Consider the following 12263-nt stretch of genomic DNA (forward strand, 5'->3'; position numbering starts at 1 on the left):
TAATTTACAATAATTAAATCAATTACTTCCAAAACCCATCAAACTAGTCAACAGTCAACAGTCCATAGTCCAAAATCTAATGACCAATGACCAATGACCAATCACAAAATTCTCCAATTCAAAATGCCTGTAGCTGATTCTCAAAACCGAAAAATCTTTTCTTATCCTCAAAGTACCGTAGCACGAGCTGAGCGATCGCTTGTGTGTTCTTTCTTCAACCCAGCTTTATTAGCAGCAATGCATCACCAAAGTGTACCATTGAGTGCGATCGCCCAGGAAAACGGTATCAAGCATGGCTACACCAAACGTTTTTTATCAGAATTAGCCTGTGATAACGCCTTAGATTGGCTAATTCAAGTAGGTGTATTGCGGCGCGAAGTCGATGGCCAAGGAATCACAGATAGTTACCGCCTCACTCCCCTAGGTCAAAAGTTAGCTGAAAAATACCAAAATCAAAATTGGCCTAGTCCTTCATGGAGCGATCGCCTACAAAATGCTATCACTCGTTGGCTGAGATTGCCTTTTTAGATTTAAAATCCTCACGGCAGAGGTAACTGTTGACTGTTGACTGTTGACTGTTGATCAATCCTGCATGTCCAAAAAGTTAGGATGAGCTACGAAAAGGGAACAATATATACGCAAGCATCGACCCCATTTATAAAGCCTTTATCATTAGCCTCTAACTGAGCGCGGACAGTAAAGGTACTGATTAACCTACATATATGGGGTAACAGAGGATATAGTTAGCTCTAAGGTATACTCTGGTGTTAGTAGCTGTACGCTTCCGCCTTCCGTGCTAATATCAACTCCCTGGCTTGTTAAATGTTGATGAGCGAATTGCCAGATTACCGTTCAACCGACAAATTCCGCCCCTTATATTAAAAAACCGAAAGTCATTATGAAATCAATTATGGTTGTGGGGACAACATCCCATGCAGGGAAATCATTGATAACTACAGCTATTTGTCGCATTCTATCGCGGCGTGGCTGGCGAGTCGCTCCCTTCAAGGGTCAAAATATGGCTTTAAATGCTTATGTAACTGCTAGTGGTGGAGAAATTGGCTACGCCCAAGCAGTACAAGCTTGGGCTGCGGGAGTTGTACCTTGGGTAGAAATGAATCCAATTTTACTCAAACCCCAAGGTGATATGACCTCCCAAGTAATTCTCAAGGGTAGGCCTGTAGGTAAAGTCAGTGCGGTAGATTACTACGAGCAATATTTTGAACTTGGTTGGCGAACAATTGAAGAATCCCTACAACATTTAGGCACAGAATTTGACTTATTGGTTTGTGAAGGTGCTGGTAGTCCTGCGGAAATTAACCTCAAGCACCGCGATTTGACAAATATGCGGGTAGCGAAATATTTGAATGCACCAACAATACTCGTAGTTGATATTGACCGTGGCGGCGCTTTTGCCCATATAATTGGGACTCTAGAGTTATTAGACCAGGACGAACGCGACTTAATTAAAGGTATAGTAATTAACAAGTTCCGAGGACAGCGATCGCTCTTAGATCCGGGAATAAAATGGTTAGAAGCTCGGACTGGTATCCCTGTCATCGGTGTAATCCCTTACTTGGAACACATGTTACCCGCAGAAGACTCTCTCAATCTCTTAGAGAGGAATTCCCATAAAAGCCTAGCTGACCTTGATATTGTCGTCCTTCGTTTACCAAGAATTTCCAACTTTACCGACTTTGATCCCTTAGAATCAGAACCCACCGTATCTGTGAGATACCTAAACCCCAAGCAAGAATTAGGTCACCCAGATGCAGTCATTATCCCAGGGACCAAGACGACAATTGCTGACTTGATCATGCTGCAAAAAAGTGGTATGGCAGAAGCAATACAACACTATGCAGCCTCTGGTGGTACAGTTTTAGGCATCTGCGGCGGCTACCAAATGCTCGGTCAGATGATCGCCGATCCCGAAGGGATAGAAGGACAAGCCGGAAGATATCAGGGGTTAAATTTATTACCAATTAGAACTGTGATTACAGGGCAGAAAATCGCCCGCCAGCGCCAAGTTAGCTCGAATTTCCCACAAATGGGCTTACCAGTTTATGGGTTTGAAATTCATCAAGGGCGATCGCGCATCGAACAGCAAGCAGATACCCAAGCCTTCCAACCCCTATTTGATGATGTTAACTTAGGGTTAGTGGATAGTTGTCAATCAGTTTGGGGTACTTATCTCCACGGACTATTTGACAATGGGCCTTGGCGACGTGCTTGGTTAAATCGCCTACGTCAACAACGGGGTTTAAAATCTCTGCCTACTGGTGTTGCTAACTACCGCGAACAGCGAGAGCATACTTTAGATTCCCTAGCCAGCGAAGTTGAAAATCATTTAGACTTAACACCCTTTTTATCCTAGGGAGGTTGCTATTTCATGAGTGTTCGCGTCCAATTTTTACCAGATGATGTCACAGTCAATGCTGAAGTCGGAGAACCCCTGTTGGAAGTAGCAGAACGGGCGGGGATATTTATCCCCACTGGCTGTTTGATGGGGACTTGTCACGCTTGCACTGTGGAATTAGAAGATGGAGACACCATCCGCGCTTGTATTACAGCAGTGCCACCCGGACGCGAACAATTAACCATTAATCTATTTAGCGATCCAACTTGGTGATCCTGAAGCCTGATCTTCTGCCGTTCGCGCAGGGTGGCGCAGACAAGGCAAGATAGGGTATTTGGTATGCTATGTGGATAATTGCCGCTATGATTATCGATCAAATCTGATATGCGGCTAGTACAGCACGGTGCAACAAGTTGATTGATGACTAATGCTTCTTACCTGACATTTTTTTCCCAAATAATCCCCTCACCACACCACTGAATCAACAGCCATCGACTAGAGTCTTTGTCTAATGCTGGTAAGACTCGAAAATTAAATACTTCTTGCCACACTTCCACCCCATGCTGGCTGATAAAATCTGCTTCTAAGTCTTTAAATGTCTGCCAGTGACGATCTCCTATAGCAGTAAATATGGGAATGATTGTGTTAACTGAAATTTCAGTAGGTAAACTAGTCATTCTGGGTAATCCTCAAAAATACAAATAAATTGCATTGGTGGCTTTTTCGTATTGATGATTTTAACCAATCGCTTACCCTTACTTCTTGCAAGTGCAAAACAAGCTAATTCTGTTGCAGCCGCTGACCAGTCTCTAGGATCTGTCACTGGGTTAAATTTCTCATCATCAGGGTTGTCTGGTTGGTTTTCCTCCATCATTCTTAATCCAACAGCCTGATTCTATTTAGTCAATAATTTTCTTATTCATAATCTTACATATTTCCTAACAGCAAGCCTAGAAGGGTCATCTGGAGTCTTTCAACTTAATCTAGTTGCATCTGTTGCCCAACTTAAACAATAACTTTGCGCGATCGCATTCACTACAATCCTGCAAAAATCCAATTTTCACCTTCAGACAGTAAGAAATTTACTGCCTGCTTTTACTACATATATCACCCAGCTTTCGCATTCAAAGCGTATTCCTTAAACCTTTCCAAATCAGCCTGAATTGTTGATTCAACCACCCGCCCCAAAAACAAGTTATCCATGATTTTGCCAAGAAAGCCAGGGATAGCGTAGGAAATAGTCATTTTGACAATACTACTACTGTGACGATCATAAAAGCGAATCGCGCCTTGATTTGGCAAGCCATCAATCGATTCCCACTGAATAATCTGATTGGGAATGATTTTGATAATTCGAGATTTCCAAGTAAAATCCAGACCGCCAGTACTCAGCTTCCAAATAGATATCTCTGGATCGTCTGGCGATATCTTCACCGAATCAATCCACTTCATCCATTTTGGCATTTGCTCCAAGTCAGACCAGAGACTCCAGACGAAATCTATCGGAGTCTCTACTTCTACCTGCACGCTATGCTCTAACCAGTCTGACATTTTCCTCCCTCTGCGCCCTTTGCGCCTGGTGCGGTTGGTTATTTTTTGACATTCTCCAAAATCACTTTTGCCGCCTGTCGCCCGGAAATTGTAGCTCCTTCCATGCTATCGATATAATCTTGTTGAGTGTAACTTCCTGCCAAGAAGAAATTAGGCACTGGTGTTTTCTGGTTGGGACGGTACACATCCATTCCCGGTGCTTCGCGGTAGAGAGATTGGGCAAGTTTGACTACGTTGTACCAAGTCATATTTAACTCTCGCGACGAGGGGAATAGTTCATGCACTTGCCCAAGCACATGCTGAGCGATCGCTTCGTTGCTTTGTTTAATAAACGGATCTCCCGGTGTTAGCACTAACTGTAACAATGAACCCTGTCCTGGGCGATAATAATCAGCAGGACTAGTCAGCGCTAAATCGGCAAAGCAAGAAAAATCAGCATCGGCGGTGTAAAGCAAATTATCTATCCCTACTGCATGATTTAGCTGTTTGCGTTTTTCCCCATCTTGCAGTTCTGTCACCCAGCCATCAAACCTTAGCTGTACTGTGGCTACTGGTACAGCATCTAATTTATAAATATTGTCAAATTCTGACCACTTCCGCCACTGTTGAGGTATTATCCGCTGAATCCCCGGCACATCACAAGCAAAGACATAGGCATCAGCTGTAATCACTTCTTCTTGATCGCCTTGGGCAACTAATATACCAGTGACATGAGTTTCTTGGTTTGATTCCTCAAATTGAATTTCCCTCACTTGGCGACGGGTATAAACTTGAGTACCTCTAGCTGCTAAATATTCCAAGATTGGCTTGTGCAGGTATTCATGGGGCGAACCTTCGAGCATCCGCAGTATGGAAGCCTCAGTTCTCACCGCAAAAAACTGGAAGATTGTCAACATGCAACGGGCAGAAATATTTTCGCAATCTATAAATCCTAAGGCGTAAGCGATGGGGTTCCACATCCGCTTAATGCTACCTTGACTACCACCGTGGCGGCGAAACCAGTCGGCAAAGCTAATTTTATCTAAATCGCGAATGGTTTTCATCGCTCCGTCAAAGTCTACCAAACCGCGAACTATGGGGCTAGTACCTAAGGCGATCGCATTTTGTAATTTATCTTGTAGTGATAGTTGGGAAGTCGTGAAAAATGCCTTTAACCCGTTAAAAGGCGCACCCGTGAAGAAACGAAAATCTAAAGCACCAGTGCGCCCTCCTTTGTTGATAAAAGTGTGGGTATGTTCTTTCAGGCGTAAGTTATCTAAGGCCCCCACCTTCTGCATTAAGTCAAACAGTTGATAGTAGCAGCCAAAAAATACATGCAACCCCATTTCAACATGGTTGCCATCGCTATCAACCCAACTGCCAACTTTTCCACCGACAAACGGACGGGACTCAAAAATCTGAACTTCACAGCCAGCATCCGCTAAATCAACAGCAGTTGCTAGCCCTGCTAGTCCCGCACCTACGATTGCAACGCGCATTCCGTCGTTCCTTTTCAGTTTCTTTACAGATTGTAACTGGCCTAGTGTCGGAATTTGCTACTGAATATTCAGTTAATTAGGATTTAGGGGCATAGCAGTGTCTGGTTACACACTCTCATCTTTTAGCAGTCTTAAGTCATGAGCAATACCTCATCACTAGCTCAAGTCAAGGGATTAAGTAACTCAGTACTTACTCGGTAAATACTGAATCAAGACAAGTATTTCCAGTATTTTTGGTAAACACTTCTTACCTACTGGCTTATTTATTGTCTTCTGAGGTGGATAAACCTCTAATCAGTTCCCGAATCACATCGGTTGCAGGTCTACCAGTCAGCTGACAATATTGTTCCAGTTTTTCAGCTTCCTGTGCTGCAAGATTAACTGTTATACGTTTTACGGCCCACTTTTTATTTGTCATTATCATGCTATTTGCTATCTATTAACATCATGAACAACATCTAACTAAAGAATAAAGAAATAATATTCTTAGGATTAGTGTCAGTAAACCAGGTATGCCATTAGTAATAAAAAAGCTAGTTTTCTCAAAAGTTGTTCATTTTCCAATAAAATATAAAATGCAGAATTGATTCGTTGCTGTTGTGACAGGAAAAATAGCGCACACTTGCCGTTAAAGGAAGTTATAGCGGCAAAAGCATCTTGGCTAAGTCTGGCGATTAAATTTTTTAATTCAACGGGCGTTCATAGTCTTAACTCAATCAAAATTTCCTAAATTTTTCTTCAACAAAAGCATATCGCTGACTCGTTAGACTAGTTCCTAAAAAACTCTGGAAGAAACATAATACCATAACATCTCACATTCAAGGAAAGAGGAAATCATTATTTTTAAACGCGCCGTGGTCAAGGTGTTTTAGTTAGAGATGTGCTGTGCGATCGCTAGTCAGAAAGTCCACACTACCAGCTAACTCTCCACAGCAGAAAGTGTTTTCACTATCATTTGACTACTGCAAGCGTACTTGATACTCATAAATGGAGATGTTTATGCGGTCAAGACTTTGGTAATTTTGTTTTTCACTTTTTCTACTAAATTTGATATTGCAATTCAGTAGACTATGACTACCTCATGATAAATTTGGTTACTTACAGTTAATAAATGTTGAACTAACTTAAGGAAAGTTGAGAATGTTATTAACATCTCATAAATTAGTCTATAATTACTCAGCTTTTTTTCATTTACGCCTTCTTATATAGTTCAGTAGAGTTATTCATTTACTAAAAATTATTTTTCCTGATTTTTGGAAACCTAATTGCTCATTTGCTTAGATAAAAATGCAATAGATATGTGGTTTTTTGTCACTTATTTACAAGACCATAATTACTGGATAAATCACTGTTTAATTCTACAGAGGTTATCTAGCTATCAAATTTTTGAACCTGTTTTGTCATCAAACATGAAGCAACTAACCATCACTGTATAAAAAATATTGTACACCTCAATATTTTTTGGGTGCAGTTATTATAGCTATTCTTGCTAAAATTTAAATAATCTTTATTCAAGGGCTAAATAATAGTATTTCTCTGGCTTTATAAAAGAATTACAAAGTCATATGGGTGAATCTAAACTTTCAGTGAATAAGATGAATAAATTACAAAAGACAGAATCAGAAAAAACTTATAAAAAGGTAGAGTTTAAAACAGTTGTGCTAAATTTTAACTAGCCTTACCTTGGCGCTACAATTGGAAGTTTTGTACTAATTTATACTTAATAACAAGGACAAATAGTTAATAGAAAAAGCTCAGAATATAGTTACTTCATAAAGTTTTGAGTAAGTAACTAGCTGGAAAATGGGGCACTGGGGAGGCAGTGCGTTGGACGGGTTCCCCGGCTTGTAGACGCGGAGCGGCTTCCCGCAGGGTAGCAACTGCCGTCATTGGGCATTGGGCATGGGAGACAAGGGAGACGGGAAGGATATAATTTTCAGGCCCTGGTTGCGTGATTTATTACACGACCGTCTAACTTGAAAATAAGGCACAGGGCAGATGGCAGAGGGCAGAAGGAAGGATTAAGATTTTCATCCTTGGTTGTGCCACAACCTAGCGTGAATGGCTAGCTTGAAAATGGGCACTGGGGAGACAAGAAGGATGAGGGGGATGAGAGCCTGTTTATCAGGTTGCATTTCGCTTACGGAAATAGAATAGAAATAAACATGCTCAAAAATGAACCAGGTAGATTACCTCAGGATTAGCTTAATCGACCGCTGCAATTTCCGGTGTCAATACTGTATGCCGGAAGGTGCGGAAATAGACTATATTCTCCAGCACCAACTTCTCAGTGATGTGGAACTCCTCACCCTGATTCAAGAAGTATTTATTCCTGTTGGTTTTACCCGGTTTCGGTTGACTGGGGGAGAACCTTTACTGCGTCCTCATGTGGTGGAATTGGTGAGAGCGATCGCATCTTTTCCCCAAACCCAAGATTTGTCCATGACAACTAACGGCTTTTTACTAGCCCCGATCGCCCAAAATCTCTACGATGCAGGTTTGCGACGCATTAATATTAGCCTAGACTCTCTAGAACCAGAAACCTTTGACCAAATTATCGGCAATCGCGGTCGTGGAAGGTGGGAGCAAGTTTGGCAGGGAATTCAAGCCGCCTATCGTGTCGGTTTCGACCCCTTGAAGCTGAATGTAGTGGTGATCCCTGGGGTGAATGACCATGAAGTTCTCGATTTAGCTGCTTTGACCCTTGAGCGCAACTGGCACGTCCGGTTTATTGAGTTTATGCCTATTGGTAACTGGCAATTATTTGGCGATCGCGGATGGGTTTCTTCTGCACAATTACGGCAACAAATCCGCGATCGCTGGGGATTGACAGATTCTCAAGTTTGTGGCGCTGGGCCAGCCGATGTGTTTCAGATTCCGGGAGCCAAGGGAACATTGGGATTCATCAGTCAGATGTCCGAGTGTTTTTGCGATCGCTGCAACCGAATGCGCTTGAGTGCAGACGGTTGGCTGCGTCCTTGTTTATTAAATGAAAATGGTCAAATTGATTTAAAAAATGCTCTCCGGGCTGGTATCAGTACCGCACAATTACAAGAGCAAGTGAGACATTTATTAGGGATTAAGCCCGAAATAAACTTTAAGCAACGGGAATCTGGCACTGTAGGTACATATACACGTACTATGTCCCAAATTGGCGGCTAGTCAATAATCGTTCTTACAAAGTTCTGATCTAAGGAAGCCTTAGCTCAGACTTTGCGCTTTGTCATTTGTCCTTTGCAAATAACTCAGGACAAATGACTAAAGACAAATAACTATTACGCTTGTCGTGAGTAGTATTCCACCACCAGCAGTTCGTTAACTTGTAGCGCCACCCATTCTCTTTCAATAACACCGTTGACTTTACCAACCAGCTTGGTTTTATCAAACTCCAGATGACTGGGTAGGTTAGCTAGTCCAGGATATTGGAGATTGGTTTCTACCAACTTACGGGATGCTTCTTTATTCCTAACAGCAATTTCTTCCCCAGGACGGCACTGATAACTAGCAATATTAACTACACGTCCATTCACAGTGATATGGCCGTGATTTACCAGTTGACGCGCAGCCGGAATAGTTGGAGCTAGACCCAAGCGGAAGACCGTATTATCCAGGCGCATTTCTAGCAGTTGCAACAGCACTTGTCCGGTAGAACCAGTAACTCGTCTGGCTTTGCGGACATAACGTAGCAGTTGCTTTTCGGTCAAACCGTAGTTGAAGCGTAGCTTTTGCTTTTCTTCTAGACGGATAGCATACTCAGAACGCTTTTTGCGGTTCTGACCATGCTGACCAGGTGGATAAGCTCGTCTAGCACTTTTACGAGTTAATCCTGGTAAGTCGCCCAAGCGACGTACAATTCTGAGGCGAGGCCCTCTATATCGGGACATGTGTTTCCTTAATCTAATCCTGTTTCAACTTTACCCAGACATTTTATTGTGACACTCCCCCGACTAAACAAATAAGGCGATCGCTGATTTGTTCGTCAAGTCAGGGGATTCTTGGTTCTGCGAAAATCCTTGCTCCAGCAGAATTGATTCTACTAGAGTAGAAATATTTTCTTGACACCAGTTGCTTTAAGTCGGTACAACCGACGGCATTTGCTTCAATTTTGGCAACCAAAGCAATACCTTCCCAAAGCAGTGGCTCCCAAGCGTAAAATCCCCAGTGCCCCTAGGTACTCAAATCCATTGTTTTTTGTTTCCTAGTTTCGTAGACTACTCAATCGCTAGATTGGTTCACGTAGTATTTCCACCCGGAAATACTTTTTACGTTGTCTACTTATCTTCGATCAAAATATAGTAGCACATCGAAACAGGAGAATTCCTCCTACAGCGGGTTTGATCCCAGACTCCATCTAGAGTTCAGGGGTAAAAAGCTGTTGAGCACAGGGGATGAGGAGATGAGGGAGATATGGGGAGTGTGGGGAGTTTTCTTCCCCATGCCCAATGACCAATGACTATTGACTATCGACCCCTGACCCTTATTGAATTTTAATGAGTTATGCTCGACTATGCTGCCCAAATTACCTAGATAGATAAGATTGATTGCACTTATTGAGTTAGCATAGCCTTGGGTGTTTGGAGAATGGGAATTTTAAGGAGTAAAAATCGATGAGCAAAAAAGGCGGTTCTGACTATAAAATTTTGTCGGCTAAAGCAGTTAAGGTGACAGCGCCAGTTTTAGCGATCGCCGGATGGTTGGCAACGATGGTTCCTACTATGGCTATCATCCCCTCCTACAGCAGCAATGATTACCGTACCTGTGCTGGTCAGCTATTGCGTGTCAACATAAATGCCAATGCTGCATCACAAGCTTGTGCTGGCGCACTACGTCCACGGGACTTGTCTGCCTGCGTAGTTAAAATTAACAAGGAGACACAAATTAACGCTGTAGAGGCTCTCACTACCTGTAGCAAAGCTCGTCGCCCTGAAGAGTTAGCTAGCTGTGTAGTTGGTATTAGCCTCTATCCTAGTAAGGAGGCAGCTAACCCAACAATTTTAAATTACTGCGGCCGCAGTTTATTGCCAGTGAGTTTTGGTCAGTGTGTCGTAGGCTTACGTAGTGAAATTAAGTCGGCTCTGATTCCCACACTTGAAACTTGTATTAATGGCAGTGATAGAGTTAGTGCCACTACACCTTCGATACTACCGCAAGTTCAAGGAGGCACAGAATTTCGCCCTACTTTTGAAACAACTCCAATTCCTACACAACCAGGTAGTAATTGAAGCTCCCATGCAGAGGGCACGGGAGTAGCACTTCGACTGCGCTCAGTGACCCGGGGACAGAGGAGACAAGGAAGACAAATGACTATTGACCATTGACAAATGACAAAGCTATTAGTCTTCTTTCTTGCCAAACACTAACTGTAAAATCATCGGTATGCCACCTTCTTGGTGATATCTATCTGCCCAAGCCCGCAGCACTTCATCCAATTCTTCCATAGCCTGCTCAAAACGTTCTGGCGGAATATCCAGTTCTTCTAAGGCTCGCATGGAATTTGGTCGCCGTTCTGCCCAATCTTTCATCAGCCGGAAATACCGCGCGGTATCTTCGACCATGATATAAGTGCGCTCTTGGTCGTCTGCTGGCGCGTAAAAAGGACGAGTCAGAGCATAGAAAGGCATACCCCAAGGAGAATCAATGCGCGTTACCGTACCGGAGTAGAGCAGACGGCGCTTGATATGCTCTGCTAAAGCTTCGCTCAAAGGCATTTGATGCTCAAGTGGCATATCCTCTTGCGATCGCTTATGCAAAAATTCAATTAATTCTAAAAACTCAAAAGAAGTAATTAACTGAGCATCAGGCAGATTACTTGGTAGTTTCTGCTCAATTTGCCTTTTTTCTTCGGTTGTCAGACTTGTGCCAGGAATGCGCGATTTTCCTGGACGCCAAGGATATTTTTCCATCCAGACATAAGGCAATTGAATCAAATAGCGAGGCTCCTGAGAACCCAGCATCTTCAGCAATTTCCCTTCAGTCAGGGCTTGTCTGACTTCCTCCACAATAATTTTGACCCGCTTCGGCTCTAAGTGGTGCAAATGTCCTGTCATTCGCAGGTTTTGCCCTTGCTCCAGGTAGGTCATATAAATTGCGCATTTGGCCGCTGTAGCCGCTGCATCTAAAAAAGCCCCATGCCTGTGCCCACTAGTCCGCATGGCACTAAAAGCCAGATAAAGCATGATCTGATCCATTGCACTGGGGCCGAGACGTTTGATCAGATCGATGTCGTTACTCATATAACAGACAGTTAAATAGCACGTTTACAAATTTATTAGCCGTAGGAAAGTAAGTAGTATACACCCGACTGAAGGCAATATTTTCACTTCAGATTATTTATTATGCTTCAACTATGAGGTTGTTGCTAGTCATAATTGTGAATTTCCGCGTATTTTGTGGCACATAGTTACAAAAAATACTCTTGGCGTAATTTATATTGACTGTAACCGTATTATCACTTAGGCATTAATACTTCCTTCTTCTGCTAGGCTTGATAAGTGAGATACTTAAAAAAGTATACTATTATAAGGTGTGTCAAAAATATCTTATCATACTTAGTTAATTTCTGAACCTGTTATGGCGTTTATTTGATACATATAAATGCTCAACAGAAATATTTGAAAATCAGCAGTCAATATAATTAGCTACTACTTAAGGTTGCTGATCAATGTGTGAGAGCAGTAAATTGATATCGTTAATCAGCATTCAAAATTTGAGTTTAAGATTTAGAACTCAAAGGTACTCTTTACAGAAATGAGATATTTTGAATCGAAACTGAAAAACGGATCAGCCTTCACTGCTATCTCTTTATTGACTGTTGCCGGGAGCCAAAAATACACACTTTACATAAAGCTGATTAGTGTGCTCCCAAAATAACTTGTTAG

At 42.4% G+C, this 12263-nt stretch carries 12 protein-coding genes; 5 read left to right on the forward strand and 7 right to left on the reverse strand.

The features are described 5' to 3' along the window. Positions 1-123: 123 nt before the first annotated feature. The 3 genes from AACU32_RS12455 to AACU32_RS12465 all read left to right on the forward strand — a co-directional run bounded on the left by AACU32_RS12455 (position 124) and on the right by AACU32_RS12465 (position 2629). The gene (locus tag AACU32_RS12455) at positions 124-528 is read left to right on the forward strand and encodes an Npun_F0494 family protein (RefSeq protein WP_096607971.1); all 405 of its coding nucleotides are present in this window, start codon (positions 124-126) and stop codon (positions 526-528) included. A gap of 370 nt (positions 529-898) precedes the next feature. Continuing rightward, positions 899-2374 (forward strand): cobyric acid synthase CobQ, encoded by a 1476-nt coding sequence (gene cobQ / locus AACU32_RS12460; protein ID WP_096599900.1) that lies wholly within the window; start codon positions 899-901, stop codon positions 2372-2374. A 15-nt stretch (positions 2375-2389) separates the two neighbouring features. Further along, a complete protein-coding gene (locus tag AACU32_RS12465) occupies positions 2390-2629 on the forward strand; it encodes a 2Fe-2S iron-sulfur cluster-binding protein (RefSeq protein ID WP_096599902.1) in 240 nt (79 codons plus the stop codon). A gap of 161 nt (positions 2630-2790) precedes the next feature. Here AACU32_RS12465 and AACU32_RS12470 read toward each other — a convergent pair whose 3' ends face one another. From AACU32_RS12470 to AACU32_RS12490, 5 genes are all read right to left on the reverse strand, one after another. Next, positions 2791-3033, reverse strand: coding sequence for a hypothetical protein (locus tag AACU32_RS12470; protein WP_096599904.1), 243 nt, complete (start codon positions 3031-3033; stop codon positions 2791-2793). Then, entirely contained in the window at positions 3030-3230 is a 201-nt protein-coding gene (locus AACU32_RS12475; protein WP_096599906.1) for a hypothetical protein, read from the reverse strand. Before AACU32_RS12475 ends, AACU32_RS12470 begins: the two co-directional genes overlap by 4 nt. Positions 3231-3463: 233 nt before the next feature. Then, entirely contained in the window at positions 3464-3907 is a 444-nt protein-coding gene (locus AACU32_RS12480; RefSeq protein WP_096599908.1) for an SRPBCC family protein, read from the reverse strand. 38 nt (positions 3908-3945) lie between these two features. Next, positions 3946-5385 carry a 9,9'-di-cis-zeta-carotene desaturase gene (zds, locus tag AACU32_RS12485; RefSeq protein WP_096599910.1) on the reverse strand — a complete coding sequence of 480 codons (1440 nt, stop codon included), beginning with the start codon at positions 5383-5385 and terminating at the stop codon, positions 3946-3948. 259 nt (positions 5386-5644) lie between these two features. After that, on the reverse strand, positions 5645-5809 hold the full coding sequence (locus AACU32_RS12490; RefSeq protein WP_339377819.1) for a CopG family transcriptional regulator: 165 nt from the start codon (positions 5807-5809) through the stop codon (positions 5645-5647). A gap of 1751 nt (positions 5810-7560) precedes the next feature. On the opposite strand from AACU32_RS12490, the gene moaA reads away from it, so the two are divergent. Continuing rightward, positions 7561-8547, forward strand: a complete 987-nt coding sequence (gene moaA / locus AACU32_RS12495) for a GTP 3',8-cyclase MoaA (protein WP_096599914.1) — start codon at positions 7561-7563, stop codon at positions 8545-8547. A 113-nt stretch (positions 8548-8660) separates the two neighbouring features. Here moaA and rpsD read toward each other — a convergent pair whose 3' ends face one another. After that, complete coding sequence (rpsD, locus tag AACU32_RS12500) at positions 8661-9269, reverse strand: 30S ribosomal protein S4 (RefSeq protein ID WP_096599916.1); 609 nt, start codon at positions 9267-9269, stop codon at positions 8661-8663. 723 nt (positions 9270-9992) lie between these two features. Between rpsD and AACU32_RS12505 the strand changes: the two genes are divergently transcribed. Continuing rightward, positions 9993-10607: a hypothetical protein gene (locus AACU32_RS12505; RefSeq protein ID WP_096599918.1), complete on the forward strand. Its 615-nt coding sequence runs from the start codon at positions 9993-9995 to the stop codon at positions 10605-10607. Between the two features lie 111 nt (positions 10608-10718). On the opposite strand, the gene hetR is transcribed toward AACU32_RS12505, so the two are convergent. Next, positions 10719-11618, reverse strand: coding sequence for a heterocyst differentiation master regulator HetR (gene hetR / locus AACU32_RS12510; RefSeq protein ID WP_096599920.1), 900 nt, complete (start codon positions 11616-11618; stop codon positions 10719-10721). Between the last annotated feature and the right edge of the window lie 645 nt (positions 11619-12263).

This window comes from Calothrix sp. NIES-2100 (assembly GCF_963875285.1).
In the GTDB taxonomy this organism is placed as follows: Bacteria; Cyanobacteriota; Cyanobacteriia; order Cyanobacteriales; family Nostocaceae; genus Aulosira.